Source organism: Sphaerochaeta pleomorpha str. Grapes (genome assembly GCF_000236685.1).
GTDB lineage: Bacteria > Spirochaetota > Spirochaetia > Sphaerochaetales > Sphaerochaetaceae > Sphaerochaeta > Sphaerochaeta pleomorpha.
The window spans coordinates 931,404-948,908 of sequence record NC_016633.1 but is presented as its reverse complement, the minus strand read 5'-3'; the positions used below and the strand labels follow the sequence as shown (position 1 = coordinate 948,908).

14 protein-coding genes are annotated in these 17,505 nt (G+C 44.9%); 10 read left to right on the top strand and 4 right to left on the bottom strand.

What is annotated here, in order from left to right:
* Positions 1–117 precede the first annotated feature (117 nt).
* A complete protein-coding gene (locus tag SPIGRAPES_RS04325; RefSeq protein ID WP_014269551.1) occupies positions 118–396 on the bottom strand; it encodes an RNA recognition motif domain-containing protein in 279 nt (92 codons plus the stop codon).
* Between the two features lie 492 nt (positions 397–888).
* Here SPIGRAPES_RS04325 and SPIGRAPES_RS04320 point away from each other — a divergent pair, with 492 nt between their 5' ends.
* Both SPIGRAPES_RS04320 and SPIGRAPES_RS04315 read left to right on the top strand, forming a co-directional pair.
* Positions 889–2,133 carry a metallophosphoesterase family protein gene (locus tag SPIGRAPES_RS04320; protein WP_014269550.1) on the top strand — a complete coding sequence of 415 codons (1,245 nt, stop codon included), beginning with the start codon at positions 889–891 and terminating at the stop codon, positions 2,131–2,133.
* The gene (locus tag SPIGRAPES_RS04315; RefSeq protein ID WP_014269549.1) at positions 2,130–5,585 is read left to right on the top strand and encodes an AAA family ATPase; all 3,456 of its coding nucleotides are present in this window, start codon (positions 2,130–2,132) and stop codon (positions 5,583–5,585) included. The genes SPIGRAPES_RS04320 and SPIGRAPES_RS04315 overlap by 4 nt, the downstream gene beginning before the upstream one ends.
* Before the next feature lie 215 nt (positions 5,586–5,800).
* On the opposite strand, the gene SPIGRAPES_RS17215 is transcribed toward SPIGRAPES_RS04315, so the two are convergent.
* Positions 5,801–5,905, bottom strand: a complete 105-nt coding sequence (locus SPIGRAPES_RS17215; RefSeq protein WP_215904767.1) for a DUF4276 family protein — start codon at positions 5,903–5,905, stop codon at positions 5,801–5,803.
* 352 nt (positions 5,906–6,257) lie between these two features.
* Between SPIGRAPES_RS17215 and SPIGRAPES_RS04310 the strand changes: the two genes are divergently transcribed.
* Positions 6,258–7,268 (top strand): macro domain-containing protein, encoded by a 1,011-nt coding sequence (locus tag SPIGRAPES_RS04310; RefSeq protein ID WP_014269548.1) that lies wholly within the window; start codon positions 6,258–6,260, stop codon positions 7,266–7,268.
* Positions 7,269–7,349: 81 nt separating this feature from the next.
* The gene (locus SPIGRAPES_RS04305) at positions 7,350–8,012 is read left to right on the top strand and encodes a vWA domain-containing protein (RefSeq protein WP_014269547.1); all 663 of its coding nucleotides are present in this window, start codon (positions 7,350–7,352) and stop codon (positions 8,010–8,012) included.
* Between the two features lie 89 nt (positions 8,013–8,101).
* Here SPIGRAPES_RS04305 and SPIGRAPES_RS04300 read toward each other — a convergent pair whose 3' ends face one another.
* Positions 8,102–8,470, bottom strand: coding sequence for a helix-turn-helix domain-containing protein (locus SPIGRAPES_RS04300; RefSeq protein ID WP_014269546.1), 369 nt, complete (start codon positions 8,468–8,470; stop codon positions 8,102–8,104).
* A 247-nt stretch (positions 8,471–8,717) separates the two neighbouring features.
* Here SPIGRAPES_RS04300 and SPIGRAPES_RS04295 point away from each other — a divergent pair, with 247 nt between their 5' ends.
* From SPIGRAPES_RS04295 to SPIGRAPES_RS04270, 6 genes are all read left to right on the top strand, one after another.
* A complete protein-coding gene (locus SPIGRAPES_RS04295; RefSeq protein ID WP_014269545.1) occupies positions 8,718–9,569 on the top strand; it encodes a restriction endonuclease in 852 nt (283 codons plus the stop codon).
* Positions 9,570–9,757: 188 nt separating this feature from the next.
* Positions 9,758–10,936 carry a competence protein CoiA family protein gene (locus SPIGRAPES_RS04290; protein WP_014269544.1) on the top strand — a complete coding sequence of 393 codons (1,179 nt, stop codon included), beginning with the start codon at positions 9,758–9,760 and terminating at the stop codon, positions 10,934–10,936.
* Positions 10,937–11,251: 315 nt separating this feature from the next.
* Positions 11,252–11,872, top strand: coding sequence for a TetR/AcrR family transcriptional regulator (locus tag SPIGRAPES_RS04285; RefSeq protein WP_014269543.1), 621 nt, complete (start codon positions 11,252–11,254; stop codon positions 11,870–11,872).
* A gap of 12 nt (positions 11,873–11,884) precedes the next feature.
* Positions 11,885–13,168 carry an MFS transporter gene (locus SPIGRAPES_RS04280; RefSeq protein ID WP_014269542.1) on the top strand — a complete coding sequence of 428 codons (1,284 nt, stop codon included), beginning with the start codon at positions 11,885–11,887 and terminating at the stop codon, positions 13,166–13,168.
* Positions 13,161–15,479: an ABC transporter permease gene (locus SPIGRAPES_RS04275; protein ID WP_014269541.1), complete on the top strand. Its 2,319-nt coding sequence runs from the start codon at positions 13,161–13,163 to the stop codon at positions 15,477–15,479. Before SPIGRAPES_RS04280 ends, SPIGRAPES_RS04275 begins: the two co-directional genes overlap by 8 nt.
* Positions 15,480–15,483: 4 nt before the next feature.
* Positions 15,484–16,248 carry an ABC transporter ATP-binding protein gene (locus SPIGRAPES_RS04270; RefSeq protein WP_014269540.1) on the top strand — a complete coding sequence of 255 codons (765 nt, stop codon included), beginning with the start codon at positions 15,484–15,486 and terminating at the stop codon, positions 16,246–16,248.
* A 255-nt stretch (positions 16,249–16,503) separates the two neighbouring features.
* Here the strand turns inward: SPIGRAPES_RS04270 and SPIGRAPES_RS04265 are convergent, their stop codons facing one another.
* Positions 16,504–17,280, bottom strand: coding sequence for an SIR2 family NAD-dependent protein deacylase (locus SPIGRAPES_RS04265; RefSeq protein WP_014269539.1), 777 nt, complete (start codon positions 17,278–17,280; stop codon positions 16,504–16,506).
* Positions 17,281–17,505: the final 225 nt, after the last annotated feature.

Below are 17,505 nucleotides of genomic sequence, written 5' to 3'. Positions count from 1 at the left end.
CAAAACAGAACGAAGAGCAAAATCACAGACAAGATGCAGATACAAAAATAAACGGAGCCATTGCTGGCTCCGCTACGTTACTGAATCATAAAATTCCGGACGTACTCCAACCGAGAACTAGTAACGGTTGTTGTTGTATGACGGACGGGGTTTTGCAATAGCTTCGTTAACGCTGAGGTTACGGCCATCCAAATCCTTGCCATCGAGCTGGGAGATAGCAGCTTCAGCAGCTGAATCCTCTTCCATCTCTACGAAACCAAAGCCCTTGGGGCGACGGGTCTCGCGGTCAATGATGATATTTGCACTGAGTACGGTGCCGTACTGTGCGAACAGGTCCCGAAGTTCTTCTTCGGAGGTGTTGTAACTCATGTTACGAACATAGATTTTCTTTGCCATTAAAAGCATCCTTCACAGGCTATATTGCCTGTACAAAAAATTATTGCTTCATTTGGCGCAGTCTTGAACATTTTAACCTGTCTGCGAAAGGGATTCAGTAACGAATACGATCATTCATGAGATAGGGTAACGGACTAGCTGCAACTCAAAAAATTAAAGCAATTGAACGGTAACATAGGCAGTACTAATTGTCAATTGATTAATGCGTACGAAAATCTGATGATTTTTTTGAAGTTTTTATGTGCAATTTTGCTTTTTGGTATTAATACTGTAAAAACAATCAATATTTTGAGGTTTTCCCTAATAGAACTATTTTTAAATGGGCTTCACCGAAAAGATTCTGGTTTTTCAAAATCTCGAAAATTTTACTATTTTTTCTCCAAATCAAGGAAGAAATAACAAAAATGTGGGTAATATGGTATGGTAGGCTAGTACAGGTAGCTATATTTAGAAACAACAGGTCCAGATTGGCACCCTGCAAGGAGAGGTAAGATGAGAATCATTGCATGTTCAGACATTCATCTGGGACGGATACCTTCAGTCAACGCCCATCCTGGGCTTACCAGTCATTCTGCCTGGGACGCAATTGTGGAAAAGGCTGTGGCCTTGAAAGTCGATGCTGTGGTATTGGCCGGCGATGTCGTTGAGAAGGATAATGCTTGGTTTGAAGCCTATGGACCTCTGGCAAAAGGGTTGGAAACGCTTCACACCTCAGATATCGAGGTGTTTGCGGTTGCTGGCAACCATGATGCAAAGGTGTTTCCCCGGCTTGCGAAGGAAGGGGAGCATATCCATATGTTGGGACTTAATGGGACATGGGAGCAGGTTGTATATAAAGGCGTCCGGTTTGTCGGATGGTCTTTTAAGGACAGCGCCTGTACGGCCAACCCCCTTGATTCCTTTGAGAGAGGCTTTGCCGACTTTGACGGGCCGATCCTTGGTCTTTTGCATTGCGATGTCGATGGTTCGCTTATGACAAGCACCTATGCCCCTGTTTCCTCAACTCAGTTTTCGGCTACCGGCGTTCCCCTGTGGGTTCTGGGCCATATCCATGCAAAACGGCAATTAGCTGACAATACCGGTTTTTATTGTGGTTCCCCGTTCGCCCTCGACAGTTCAGAGACAGGCGAACATGGAATCTGGTTGCTGGAGACAGTAGGAGAGCAATCGTGGAAGGACCCTGAGTTCATCCCCTTGTCACCCTGGCTGTTCTGTGACTGCGAGGTAGACCTTGAGGGAATCGTTTCATCCGATGACTTGCTGAACTATATCGGTAAGGCACTTAGAACTACAGCTACAAAAACAAGTACCTCGGGATTTTTTGGTGACCTCTATTGCAGGTTGGTTTTTGTCGGGACTGTCCCCACGGCATTTGATCTTGCAAGGGCTTTGCCCCTGACTGATTTGCAGAATCTTGAGATTCCCCTTGAACAGGGCTACTCGGTACATGTGCAGCCTTCTTTTGTAGACAACACGGTGCTTGCCGTCGATCTGGAAAGCCTTTCTGCAGGGGTTGGCCCGATTGCCCTGTTGGCAAAGCAACTTCTCGATATGGATACATTGCCTGGCTTGCTGGAGGAAGTTAAAGATATCAGCCAGAAAAGTCATAATGTCCCTGCTTTCCAGTCCTTGATGAGTACAGCGGATATCCAAGATGAGGCACAGGTGAAAGAGTTGATACGCAAATCTGGCTTTTCCTTGATTCGGTCAATGTTGAGCCAAAGGGGGAGTGTATGAGCAAAAAGTTGTGGATCAAAGAAGCTGTTTTGCATCGAACCCCTGGTTTCGGTGTAGGTACGTTTCCCCCGATACGGGATTTCTCTGAGGGGTTGAATGTAGTATGGGGCCCGAACGGGGTAGGGAAATCGAGTCTTTCCAGAGGGCTCTGCTCCCTTCTCTGGGACAAACAGGCCGCTTCTTCTGTTGAGGCAGAGGGAACGTTGGAGACTCCCGACGGGCAGTGGCATCTCAATCTTTTTCAGGGTACCTTGAAACAGACACGCCTTCGTGACAACCAGGACACTTCTCTTCCAGGACGGGTCGACGACCTTAGCGATAGTTACTGGTTTCCTCTCCATGTGTTGTTACAGGCAGAGGAAACGGGAAAGACCTTCCTGTATCGTGTGCAAAAAGAGATGCAGGGGGATGTCGACCTCAAAGGGGCTTGCCTTCAGGTGGGAGGCAAGAGAACCTGGACTACCTCCAACAACAACGATGTCAGAAACCTCAAAGAAGCTGAGGCGAATTATAAAAGGATCAAAGCCCAACAGGAAAGCCAGAAGGATATCCACGAGCGGATTGCAGCTTTGCAGGATGCTGTCGATTCCACCAGCATCCTGCAAAAGCAGAAAGCTTTTTGCGAACAAGAGCGTCAGCTATTGCAGTTCCGAAGTAACATCGGGGACCTTGAGGCAAAGAGTGATACTTTCCCTCCCCAGATTTCGCTGGTGAACGAAAAATCACCTGAACGTTTGAAGGAATTGAGGAAAGGCCTTCTCGAGAAAGAACAGGATTTTGAGGAAGCCAAGCGTGAATTGCAGAGACTGCAAGAGTTGTTTAGCCAGTGTGAGATAACCAAGAGCCAATTCGATGATAGTTCCTTGCCTGAGAAGATTGAGGCCTCTCTTGCCCGTTTTCAAGAGGCGAGAAAAGATCTTGAGGAGACTCAAAAGACGTATGACCAGCAGGCTGCTGCCTTGAAAACATGGGAAGAGCAGCATGCCTGGATTATGGACAAGGCACCTGAGAACCAAAATCTGGGTAACAAGGTGTCTGTCTTGAAGAAGCTGGCTAACCAATGCGAGCCTCTGCGGTGCACGGTAATTAGCGGTCAACAGTATCTTTCCTCGCTCGGAAACCGGGAACAGGAGAGTGAAAACGATGTTTCTTTGGCTTCTCTGTCCACACGGTTAGGGGATTGGATGCGAGCCTTTGCGGCTTTGCAGGCTACCCCCGAAGGGACGCTGATCCCAAAAACCTTGAGAAGAAGGGTTGTCTTGGTTGCTCTTTTGGGAGCTTTGGTCGTTGGCTTACTGTCTTTTTTGCATCCCCTTGCCACAGTCCCAGGATCGTTGGCCTTGGTTTTTCTTCTCTGGAGGATGATTCCGAAATCTGAGGGTACAGGGGAGAAGGAACAAAAGACTCAGGCTTTAGCCCAGTTGCAGGAGCAAATCGAGCAGGAGATGAAAAAGGTTCCTGGCATTTCGCTTGCCGACTGGTCCGTTGAGTCATGTCTTTTGCTCCAGCGCACGCTTGCAGCGAAACTGCAGGAGAATCAAAATGTCAGGGAAAGGAATAAAGGCCGTCGTGTTGCCTCCGATACGTTGCAAGACTCAAGAGAGAAGTTGGGTGCCTGGCAACTGATGTGGAAATCTGCCTGTGATGATTTGGGATTTTCCATTGACAACCCTACGCTGGAGGGTGCCGAATTCTTCCACTTCTCCGAGCAATTGAAAAGGTGGGTTGATTTGGTGGAAAACGAGGCCATTGGTGGCGAAACACTTCAGCGAGCCAACAATTTGTACCAAAAAGCACTGAAGCAATTACAGTCAATCTTGTCGACTGAGGAGTGCGATAGTGCAACCTTGGAAGGTACTGCAAAGAGTCTGGAAAAGCGGATCAATAGGGCGCATGAATTGCAAATTTCGATCGATAGCCAAATAACAAAAGTTTCCAATTTGCAGCAAGATTTGCAGGAAAAGAGACGTGAGTATGAGCTTTTCTGGGAAAAACTGGGAATTGACTATGAGGATGAGAGGACTCTGCAAGAGGTTGCTTCCTTGGTTTCCAACTGGCAAGAATTGCAAATGGAGCTTGCATTGCAGAAAAAGCAGGAAGCTGCTTTATTGGCAAAGGATCCTGAATCGGAAAGGGGCGCCTCTGAAAAATCTAGGGAAGAGGTCGATTCTCAAATTGCATTCCTAGAGCAGAGGTTGCGTGATTTAGGAGACAAGCAAAAGGAATTGGGTGGCCTGGAAAACGAGTATAAGAATCTTATCAATGGTTCTGCACTTGCTACTGCCATGCTTAGGAAAAAACAGGCTGAGGAGGCTCTGGAAACCCTACGGCAGCAGGAGGTGCTCTCCAATGTAATCGGGTTGCTTGCCGACAAGCTCTCCGCCCTTGCCCAGCAGGACTGCCAGCCCAAAGTATTGCTCAAGGCGAGCGAATGGATGAAGCGTATTACCCAGGGGCGCTATATGCTGTCGGTAAACGACGAGGGGTTCTTTGCCCACGATACCGTGCAGAATGCCAATTTCAAACTCGACGAGCTTTCCAGCGGGACGAGAGTCCAGCTTTTATTCTCTGTCCGTATGGCCTTCATTGAGTCCCAGGAGTTGTCCAGTGGAGTCCATTTCCCTATTTTCCTCGATGAGCTATTGGCTAACAGCGACGATGATCGGGCAATGGCAATTGCCCAGGCAATCGAAGAGATTGCAAAAGACCGCCAGGTGTTCTACTTCACCGCCCAGCGCGATGAGGTAGAGAAACTCCGCTCCCTCAATGTGGCCAATTTCCAGGAAATCGCGCTCTTCGACTTACAGAGAGGGTATGCTGTAGACAGGAATCCAAGGCCAGCTTTTACCTTCAGCAAACCCGCTATCCCTGAATTTTCCCCAGACTACAACCTATTTGGTGAACGGTGTATGGTTTCGGGTCCCAGTCTTTGGGAACCGATAGAGAAGCTTCACAGTTGGTACCTTGAGACAGACAGCGAAAAACTGAGAGTCCATCTTGCAGGTGGCCAGAATTACATCGGCCAGGTCATTGCCACGTTAGGAAGTAAGGATCCTGTGCTCAATCACCGTTATGAACTATTGGCCAAGGCTCAGGTTCTGGCAACAGAAGGTCGTTGCCGCCAATTGACCAAAAGCGACCTAGATGCTGAAGACCTTCCTTTGAACCGGAAGTCCCAGTATTGGCAACAGCTGGTGGATGTGGTAACAGACCATGCAATGGACGGAAAGGATTTGCTAAAAGAGATTGAGCAAGGGAGAATCAAACGTTTCAATGACGAAAGCAGGCAAATCCTCTCTGACTGGCTGTATGAACATCAGTTTGCCACCAATGAGATTCCCTATTCCAAGCAAGACATCCTGGGTAAGCTCTATGCTTCAGACCCTGCTTTTACCATAGGCAGCGAAGATAGAATGGTGGTGGAGAGATATCTGGATGGAGTGGTAGAGTAGATGACTGCTCTTGATTACCTAGAGAAAGCTGGCAGGGTGACAAAGGGACTTTCCTATTAGGGAACAGATAGCCTTTACCATTTTGAAGCAAGGTAAAAGTAATCGATCATAGAAAATATCCGGATGTCTGTCCGTTGGGACAAAGCCTTCTCTATATCGTTGTATAACCTCTCGGGTTTTACTGTTCCCCCTTTGTGCCCAGGAGTGCCTATCACTCAAGCCTTTGCATAACATTCCTGTTCAGCAAGGTAAGGGGCCAGGACATTGGTGATGAAACATCGTTCGCTTGGCCCTTCTACAATAATATTGACTTTATTCATGCATTGGGCCATCGGAAAGAAGGTTTTTTGGTCAAAGTTCATCCAATAAACAGTCATCCAACCAATGGTTGAGTGAATCTGAATTGAGAAAAATGATTCACGAACCCTCTATCTGAGGATTTCAAACAAAAAAATACCTTCGGCCCCCTTGTTTGGAGTGTATGCTGTAGGTATTAGGGGTTAGACCAGTAAATAGTGACTTAATTGGCAGTAAACGTTGTTTGCAATGCTGCCCCAGCCTTTTGTGCCATGTCTTTACTAGGTATGCAAAAAAGAAAGAACGCAGCCTTTTGAATTCTGAAGTTTCATACACTATTCTTCAGGTGATAGGTTTGAAATTGGAGGTGTGGATATGCCTTTTATGATTGTACGGAATGATATAACGAAGATGAAGGTGGACGCTATCGTGAATTCCGCCAATCCCCACGTAGCTATCGGTAGAGGCGTTGACAGTGCTATCCATGCAGCTGCAGGTCCCGAGCTTTTTGAAGCAAGAAAGGTACTGGGTGATATCCCCGTTGGCTCTGCTGTTGCTACTCCTGCTTTTAACTTGGATGCAACGTATGTAATCCACACCGTCGGGCCTCTTTGGAAAGGAGGGACGGAGCATGAAATTGAGCGTGTGCTGGATTGCTATAGAAGTGCCCTGCAATTGGCGCTTGCAAAGGAATGCAAATCCGTTGCCTTTCCCTTGATTTCTACCGGTACGTATGGCTTTCCCAAGGCAGAAGCCTTGCAGATTGCCCTGTCTGTTATTAGTGAATTCCTATTGCTTTCTGATATGGAGGTGTACTTGGTTGTGTATGACAGGGAATCCTATTCCTTGTCGGGGAAATTGTTCAAAGAAGTTGTAGCGTTCATCGATGAGTACTACGTTGAAGAGCGCTCAAAGAACTATAAGCCCAGTCTCTTTAAGGAAAATATAAACGTTCATCATCGTGATATCGAGACAGTAGAAGGGTTTGAACTTAGATTATATTCTCGTATGTCAGAGAGAAGCCTGGATACCCTTATGGCAGAATTGGAAGAAAGCTTCTCGCAATCGCTTCTCCGTATCATTGATGAAAAAGGAAAAACGGATGTGGAGGTGTACAAGAAAGCGAACGTTGATCGTAAATTGTTCTCTAAAATCCGTAGCAACAAGGATTACCGGCCTAGCAAGGTAACCGCGATTGCGTTTGCCCTTGCCTTGGAACTCAACCTCGATGAAACGAAAGATCTGATAGGACGGGCTGGGTTTTCCCTCACCCGTAGCAACAAGTTCGATGTTATCATTGAATATTTCATTGAACAGAAAAACTACAATGTGTTTGAAATAAATGAGGTCTTGTTTGCTTTTGATCAAATTCTTTTAGGTGTTTGATTATGTCGCTTGCCATGCGACCATACCGGTGAGCATGCTCGCTATGCTGTAGTCAGAATATTGATTACAGGAGTCAACACTATGAAAAAAGAACTAACGGAAATTGTCTTTATCCTAGACAGAAGCGGGTCGATGAGTGGGCTGGAAAGCGATACGATCGGAGGCTTCAATGGCATGCTTGAAAAGCAGAAAGCCGCTTCAGGGCAAGCACTCGTGTCAACGGTCCTGTTTGATGACCGGTGTGAAGTTCTGCATGACCGTCTCGACATTACCAAAGTAGTGCCAATGTCAGATAAGGAATACTTTGTCCGTGGTTGCACCGCTCTTCTTGACGCGGTTGGCGGGGCTATCCAGCATATTGGGAACATCCATAAATATGCCCGTGAGGAAGACCGACCTGAAAAAACAATTTTTATAATTACCACCGATGGCCAAGAAAATGCAAGTCACTTCTATTGCACTGACCAGGTAAAGATGATGATAGAGCGACAGAAAGGAACCTATGGTTGGGAGTTTGTTTTCTTAGGTGCAAACATTGATGCGGTTGAGGTTGCAGGTCGTTTTGGCATAGATGCCAACCGTGCTGCAAACTATCGTGCCGATAGCGAGGGGACACAGTTGAATTACAGGGTGCTTAACGAGGTTATCTGTGACATTCGAGCATGCAAGCCTTTCAATGCCAATTGGAAAGATCGCATCGACCGTGATTATAAAACCAGGAAACCAAAGAAGAGCAAAGAGTAATGCTCTCATTTGGGGAGGTCGCTGTCATGCTACAGTGCTTTTCTGGCTGTGAAAAAGAGCATGACAGCAAGGTGTTTTCAATTCCTTAGTTATCGGATAATTTCCATTTGTTTTTCGGCAGTTTCCCGGAGGTTCTTATAGAACAATGTTCTCTGGGCAAGTATCGAAAGCTTCTGGATTGTTTCTTCTACTTCCTTTGTCTTTGCTTGCGCCAAGAGAGGGAAGGCTTCTTTGCAGCCAAAAGGAATCGGGTTGTAGAGCATAGGGACTGGGACATCGAGAACCTTGGCAATTTTATCAACTTCGTCGGTGGTAATTGCCCTGTGTTTATGTAAAATATTACTTAACGTCGCTTCTGTTATGGAGATTTCACTAGCCAGATCTTTCTGGGAAATGTTTTTTTGCTGGAGGATCATCCTTACATGATCCACTATTGCATCCTGCATATCTTTATTCATTTCAAATCTCCTGGTTCATTCAATGTATCATAAAAATAGATTTGGTAAGGAAATAATTTGAAAAAAGCTTCTATGTAGGAAAAATACTTACTTTGCTTTGGCAGAGATTGACAAACTCTTATTTTCTTTTCATAGGGGAATTTTCAGCTTTGAGAATTTTAGTAACCAATATTCATTCTGATCTTGATCTTGGGAAATCTGAGGCCTACAATCTGTAGCATATACGTTTTTTCAAGAGAGGGCTCTCATGGCACGAAGAAGCATTGTTTCAATTCCAAAGGATATGCCTAAAATTAGTGAATTACTTTTTCCTTTGTTGAAAGTGCTTGATGCCCTAGGTGGTTCTGGCAACAATGAAGAAATTGCCGATGCTTTTACAGCTTTTCTTTCTGTCCCCGAAGAGGTCAGGACCTTTCCCCATTTAAATAGTATTACTAAGACAGAACTCGTATACCGGATGGAATGGGCAAAAACAAGACTTAAAAAGGCTGGTATCATTACAAATTCAAAGCGTTCAATCTGGAGTTTTTGTCCTACATTTTCAGGTAACTCTTTTGCGCATGCCTCCGAGCTTTTATCCTATATTCAAAACCAAAAAGACAATGATGCGATTTCGATAACTCAGATTGATGAAGACAATCATTTTGATGCTTGGCAAGACCAGCTTATCAAAATTCTCCTTGCAATGGATCCCTATGGCTTTGAGCATTTGATTCAGCGTTTGCTGAGGGAAAGTGGTTTTGTCCAAGTGCAGGTAACAAAGAAAAGTGGAGACGGTGGTATCGATGGCAAGGGCAAAATGCAGATAGGGATGCTACGTTTTTCCGTAGCTTTTCAATGCAAACGATATAAATCTCCCGTAGGGTCTCCTGTTGTGCGTGATTTTCGCGGATCCCTGTCTTCTGAATATGAAAAAGGTATTATTTACACAACAAGCACATTTACGAGAGAAGCGAAGGAAGAAGCTTCAAAGCCTGGAGCTGCACAGATTGATCTTGTCGATGGAAAAGAACTTGTTGAGTTGTTGGCAAAATTTCAGATTGGGTTGAAGCCAGTAGTGTCATATGAAATTGATGAACAATTTTTTTCACAGATTTGAATGGTGAAGTGTATTCCTCTTATAAAAAATCTTGACTAGAATCCCTTTTCTTAGAATATGTACACTGTATGATGTTTTTACCGAAGTTGGTAGAAGTGAAGCATTTCTCGTAACTGATTGGAGGTAGCGTTACCTTTGGTAAATCTTATGGAAATGAACCTGAAAATTGTTTATTATTGGATTTTAGTATGACTAGAAACAATCTCAAACTCCCATGTGCTCTTAAAAACGGCATAGTTATTCCAATCGAAAGGGCAAAACCACATGAAAAAGGATATGTTTGCCCAGGTTGCTATAGTGAAGTTATTGTGAAAAAGGGAGAAAAGAGAATAGCTCATTTTGCCCACAAAGCAGGAGTAACTTGCACTACAGGGTATCAGACTGCTATGCACCTGCTTGCGAAGGAACTCATTTTACGAGAGAAAAGATTTAGGTTACCTGATTTGTCAGAAAAATATGCAGTAGATGGTTGCTTCACGGTTTTTGTTTCAAATAGAAAAGTACTGCTTTCTCTACCTTTAGCAAAAACCTTAGATTTATCTGATGCATCCGTAGTAACGGAATGTAAGCTTTTTGACATGATTCCCGATATCGTTATTGACTACAAGGGCCAAAGATTGATAGTAGAGATTTTTGTTACACACAAGGTTTCAGCAGAAAAAGTTGCTAACTACCAAAGCCAGAAAATATCCATCATAGAGATTGATCTCAGCAAGCAAAAAATTCTCTCAGAAGATGATTTGAAAAAACTACTATGTGATTCAACGGAGCATAAGATATGGTTATATAACCGAAAAAAGGATTTGCTTGCAAGCAAAATGGATCTTTGGAACAGAAATACTGGTAATGACAAATTTGTTATCTACACTTACAAGAATGTATTTAAAAACGGACAGGAAATTGATGGAAACATCATATTCAAGCCAAATATTACAACTGATGGTAATGTAACCAAGATAGCTGATTGCCCAAGAAAAATTCATTACTCTAAAAATAGTTTCTTCGCATTAAAAGAAGAATGCAAAAAATGCCCATTTTATATTGGCTACTATGAGTCTCCAGATTTCGATAACCTTAGGGATGTCCCAGAAAAAGGAATCCTTTGTCAGAAACAACCTTGTTATCAGAAGCCTTCAGTGGAGGACTTAAAGCAGTGGCTTTTGGAGTATGCAAGAGAAGAAGCAAGAATTGTACAAAAAAGACCCTATAAATTTCAACCAGATTCCAATAAATGGACCTCTATGATAGAGGTGAAAGCAGCATCCTTTATTCCTGAGCTCAACGAATCCATAGATCGGGAAGAGCTTTACTCAACAATTTTTTATATAGTGAACTATTCATTTGGAAAATACTTATTGCACCTTTAAATCTACAATCATGTTTTGTTGTTGTGACTAAAAAAATGGTTGTCAATCAGTGAATTAAAAAGAATTAGAAGGATTATTCCCAATTTTTAGAATGTACATGATGAATATAACAGCGAAATATTCGGCAGGAAGAAAGATTTCATTTATCTACATCATTATTTTTAGCATTTCCACATAATATCATTGTCGAGCCTAAGTTTCCTTGCGGAGTAAAAGCTGACGAGTGGATTCTCTCTTGACTGTTTTTAATATAAGGGATATTTTCTTGTTATCTATAGACCGACGGTCGGTCTATACTTTATAAAGGACTGACCAATGCGCACGCTCAAAGAACCAGAAGAAAGAAGAAACGAAATACTCGATGTTGCCTATGAGCTCTTTTCCTCGAAAGGGTATGACAGCACCAGTGTGCTGGATATCCTTGAAAAAACAGGGATAGCCAAAGGGACACTCTATTACTATTTCAAGGGCAAAGAAGACATTATGAATGCTGTCATAGTGCGAATACTTGCTGGGATGATGGAAAAAGCAGGGGCTGTTGCCATTGATAGCTCGCTTTCAGTACACGATAAATTGTTGCAGGTGATTAGTTCCCTGCATCTTGATGAATCACAAGGCAAGGAGATACTGGAACACATCCATAATCCCCAGAATGCACTCATGCACCAAAAGCAACTTGAAGCTTTGGTCCAGGGTGTAACCCCCATACTCTCCACCATCGTGGAAGAAGGTGTTTTACAAGGGTTGTTCACTACTCCATTTCCCTATGAGAGTGCAGAGATGCTCATCATCTATTCCCAGATTGCCTTTGACCATCCCTCATTCAATTCTGAAGAAGAGGCAGTCCGAAAGGTATCGGCCTTTATCTGTAACATGGAGCGAATCCTTGGAGCCGAAACAGGCAGCTTTGACTACATGCGCCAATTATTCAATTAGGAAGTGACACGAATGGGGAACTCGAATACATCGTTTGGGAAATTTCTCTTTCTCTGGTCTGGGGAACTCGTTTCTGCAATAGGAAGCGGCCTGACCTCATTTGGGCTTGCTGTCTATGTTTTCCGGCTGACAGGTAGCGCCACTTTGATGGCAATGCTAACTCTCTTGGCCTTTGTGCCTGCACTGCTGTTAAGCCCCGCAGCAGGGGTGCTTGCAGACCGCTATGACAGACGCATTCTCATGATCCTGGGCGACAGCTTATCAGCTCTCGGCCTCATATTCATCCTTGGCTGCATGCTTCTCGGTAATGTACAGCTCTGGCAGATCTACGTTGGGGTAACCATCAGTTCAATTTTCTCGTCACTATTGGAACCTGCCTACAAGGCCACGGTTTCAGATTTGTTGACCAAAGAACAATATTCCAAAGCAAGTGGCCTTGTGCAGATTGCAGGTTCCTCGAAGTTCCTCATTTCCCCGATTTTGGCAGGGTTTTTGCTCTCCATTTGGGACATCAAGCTATTGCTCATCATTGATATCTGCACCTTCTTTTTTACCGTCTCAGTTACTTCGATTGTGCGAAAAGGATTGGTTTCCAATGCATCTGAAAATCGAGATTCCTTCATCGGAGAATTCAAGGAAGGCTGGAAGGTAATCCATGGAAACCGGGGCATCTTCATCCTCGTCCTCCTTACTTCCGTAATCACTTTCTTTTTGGGCTTTATCCAAATTCTCTCCACTCCCATGATCCTTGCTTTTTCCAACACTGCAACGCTGGGAACCATTGAAACCATCTGTGCCAGCGGAATGCTTGTTTCCAGCATACTAATCGGAGTCTTCTCCATTCGGGGAGGGTATGTAAACATACTTTCGGTCTCCCTTTTCTGTACCGGTATTTTCATGGCTCTCTTTGGATTGCGGGAGAATGTCTTCTTGATTTGCACTGCAGGTTTCCTGTTCTTTGCAACCCTTCCGTTTGCAAATACAAGCATCGACGTACTCATCCGGAAAAACCTGGAAAACAGTGTGCAGGGAAGAGCCTGGGGCCTAATCGGAGTAATTTCACAGCTTGGTTATGTAGTGGCCTTTGCCCTTGCCGGAATCCTTGCCGATTACCTCTTTACCCCCATGCTCCTGCCTGGCGGGTTGCTTGCCTCAAGCATCGGAAAACTCACCGGAACAGGCGAGGGCAGGGGAATAGGGTTGCTCATCCTAGTGTCCGGATTCTTTGTTCTTTTAACTTCACTTCTTTTAGCTAGGAGCCCAGCGGTGAAAAGACTGGAGAACGCCAATGTTTAGCAGAATCATCAGAAACGACATCAAAAGCAGCAAACTCATGACCGCCGCCATCTTTTTGATCATCACCTCAGCTGCCGTACTTGTATCCCTTACCGTGATGCTCAGTGTCAACCTGAGTGGGGCCGTAGATGCACTCATGGTACAGGCGAAAACCCCGCATTTCATGCAGATGCATTCCGGACCTATTGATATGCTTCGCCTTGATGATTTTGCAAAACAGAATACCTTGGTCGAGGAATACCAGGTAGCCAAATTTCTTAACATCGAAGGTTCACAGATTGTCATAAACGGAAAATCGCTTGTCGACAGCGTCCAGGACAATGGGTTCTCGATGCAGAACGACAAGTTCGATTACCTCATGGATTTTGACGGTAACGTCATACAGGTTACAGATGGTTTTATCTATCTGCCCATCTATTGTATGAAAGATAAGCTTGCCCAAGTTGGTGATATGGTAACGGTAGCGGGTAAACCCTTTGTGGTTGCAGGATTTTTGCGTGACTCACAGATGAATTCCCTGCTTTCTTCGTCCAAGAGATTTCTGGTCAGCAGCAGCGATTATGCCCAATTGGCATCTTCCGGCAATGTTGAATACCTCATTGAGTTTCGCCTTTTTGACCTTTCCCAGCTTGGTTCCTTTGAGAATACCTATACAGCTGCAGGGCTTGAGGCAAATGGTCCGACGATTACCTATCCGCTTTTCAAATTGATAAATGTGATATCAGACGGACTCATGGTAGCGATCATCCTGCTGGTAAGCGTGCTCATCCTTGCCATAGCTTTTTTGTGCATACGACTCACCCTACTGGCCAAGATCGAGGACGACTACCGTGAGATCGGGGTCATGAAAGCAATCGGTCTGCGGGTTTCCGATATCAGGGGGCTGTACTTTGCAAAGTATGCCGCGATTGCGGCATTGTCCTGTATCCTCGGCTATGTCCTCTCCTTGCCATTGCAAGATTTCATGTTGAGAAACATACGGTTGTTCTTGGGGGAAAGCCAGAACGCAGCCATCGCCCCCTTGGTATCGGTTTTCGGCATAGCAGTGGTATTTACTGCCATTACAACCTATGTAAACCATGTGCTCAGGCGGTTCAAACACCTATCGGCAGCAGATGCCTTACGGTATCGCGGGGAGCCAAGCTGTAAAACTGGGGCAAGGGGCTTTACGCTGGGCAAGGGAAGAATCCTTGGTGCCAACGTATTTCTCGGTCTCAAGGATGTACTTGCAAGAAAACATTTGTATGCCACCATGTTCATAGTTCTTGTCCTGGCAACGTTCATCATGCTCGTGCCCCAGAACCTTTATACAACCATTTCCTCCAAGAGTTTCATAACCTATATGGGGATGGGCAGCTGTGACTTGCGCCTCGATCTTCAGCAGGTGTCTGATATTCCTCGCAAAGCCGGGGAAATTGCAAAGGCAATGGAAACGGACGAAACAATCGATTCCTTTGTGGTGCTGTTTACCAAACGCTTTGAAGTGCCGATGGCAGACGGGACGGTTGAGAACCTCAACGTGGAACTCGGGGACCATAGCGTATTTCCTGTTACCTATGCAAAGGGAAACGCCCCGGCAAATCCAGGGGAAATTGCACTCTCCTCGATCAACGCTGTCGAACTGGACAAGACTATTGGCGATACCCTCGTTTTAAAGGATGACGGAAAAGAACGGTCCCTTACAGTCTGTGGCATATATTCCGATATCACCAATGGGGGGAAGACAGCCAAGGCAACTTTTTCCAGTAGTCTCGATTCTGTGCTATGGGGTGTCATCGCAGCGAGACTGCAAGACCCTGGCATTGTCCTATTGGTAGCAAAAACCTATAGCAATCGGTTTACGTATGCCAAAGTATCGGGAGTTGGGCAATACATAGAACAGACTTTCGGTTCTACCATGGGGTCGATAAAAAAAGCTTCGGTTGCGGCAATGATCGTTTCCCTACTCGTTTCAGCGCTTATAGCCTCTTTGTTCATCAAGATGCTCATTGCAAAGGACCGCTATCCCATAGCCGTGATGAAGGCCCTTGGGTTTACCAATGAGGATATCAGCATCCAATATATTTCCCGCTCAGTCTTCGTCCTGTTTTTTGCCATCGTACTGGGCACTGTCCTTGCCAACACCCTCGGGGAGTTTTTGGCAGGTTCCATCATTGCATCCCTTGGGGCGACAGTATTCTCCTTTGTCGTACGACCTTTGTCTGCCTATCTAATCTCGCCTTTGTTGCTGCTCTCTTGTGTGATACTTGCAACGTTTCTCACTACTTCCAGTTCTGGGAACCTGTCTATTTCTGATACTATTAAGGAGTAATGCCATGGCTACTACCGTACAGAATCTATTGACCTGCGAAAACCTTGTAAAATCATTTGGACAGGAAGAGCACAACGTCCTTGACAGAGTTTCCCTGTCAGTAAAGAATGGCGAGTTCGTTTCGGTCATGGGACCTTCAGGGTCTGGAAAATCGACCCTTATGTATGCATTGAGCGGCATGGATACGGTAAATGGAGGAACCATTCTCTTTGATGGCAAAGACCTGTCGAAGATGAAGGATAAGGAACTTGCCGATACCCGCAGAAATGCTATGGGGTTTGTCTTCCAACAGCCGAGTTTGCTCAGGAATCTGAATATTCTGGATAATATCATCCTAATTGCGGTACGTTCAGACCCCAAGAACAGAAAAGCCATTACAAAGAAGGCTATCGATCTTATGGAGATGGCAGGCATAGCATCGCTTGGACAGCGGGAAGTCTCACAGGTCTCCGGTGGTCAATTGCAACGTGCGGGGATCTGCCGCTCCCTTATGAACAACCCCAAGATTCTGTTTTGTGATGAACCGACCGGGGCTCTCAATTCCAAGACCGCAGGGGAAATCATGGATGTATTTGGTGAGATTAACAAAGTCGGGACTGCCATCGTGATGGTAACTCACGATGCAAAGATAGCTTCGCGCTCCGAACGCATACTGTTTATGTCAGATGGGAAGATCGTAAAAGAATTGAAACTCTTTGGGTATTACGGGAGAGAAGAAGAAAGCAGGGTTGATAAGATCATGGAAATTATGCGCGAGATAGGAATCTGAGGACTGAAAAAATTTTCCTTCACACACAAAAAAGAGGCGACTATACCAGTTGAAAATGCTGATAGAGTTCTCTCGTTGCCTTGTACAGAAGTTGTTTGCCAGTTGTTTTGGAAGCACAAAACCGAAACCAGAGTAAAGTTCGGGAAGCGTCTCGAGCTGGTAGAGGTATGGAGACCTCTTTTATATAATCACCATTATTTTCGGAATCAAGGCCCTGTTCTGTGATTTTACCATTTATACGGGATATTCCCCTGGTTATACAGGTTGGGGTTTGCGAAAACTAGTCTCGAGTTCCCGCATTACCCCTTCAATATCGTTGAGTTTGATAAAAGCAAGATCATCGATACAGGTTTCCCTTGGACTGAGGACTACAAGCTTGTCTTTGCGAACAGTCTTGAAAAGGTCTATAATTTCTTTTCGGGGAGTGGGAGAACCGATGACAATGCAGAGGTTGCAGAATGAAAATGCTGGGATGGCTTTTTTCATTATAGGTTTGTTCATAGGCTCATCTATAAAGAGAATGGAGGGTCTTACGATGGTTCCGCAAAGGTCACAGTAGGGAATTTCACCTTCTTTGACCACTGGGGCCACCTTGGTATAAAGGAAAGGTTTTCCGCATTTCATACAGTAGGAAAGATAGGGACTACCCTTGAGTTCTAAAGGATTTCCGATACCTGCCCTCTGCAGGAGCATGTCTATGTTTTCCGTAATGACATTCTTGATTCGTCCCGATTGCATGCCTTCAGAAAGAAGGGTGTGAATTCTATTCGGTTCATAGTCCTCCATGGAGAACCACATGTCCCTTGCCCATGCATAGACGACTTCCGGACGCGAGATGAAATAATCCCAACTCAATAACCTGTCCATCTGTATCCCTTGCCAGGGGGAAGTCTCATTCCCATGGGGAAGACGATAGTCAGGCACCCCGCTGAGCCTGGAAACTTCGAAAGCAGTGTAGACCGATGTGTTTTTACTGTTTTCAACCAGTTCTTTCAGCTTTTCAAGACCTTCAGCTTGGTTCTTGTAGTCCATAACGTGCAAAATCCCTTTCGTTTGTTTTGATGTACCTATTCAATTTTTCAAAGAAGAATAGTGTTTACATCGTATCATTGTTTTGAATTCCGGTCATTTTCTTTTAAGGGAAATGAAACCCGCGTGCTATTGGGGTCTGCTATCTGACAGCGTTCGCTTTGATGAAGAAGGTCGTTCTTTAACGATTTGCCCTGTATCTGGTTCCTGTTATTAGTAAACCGATTC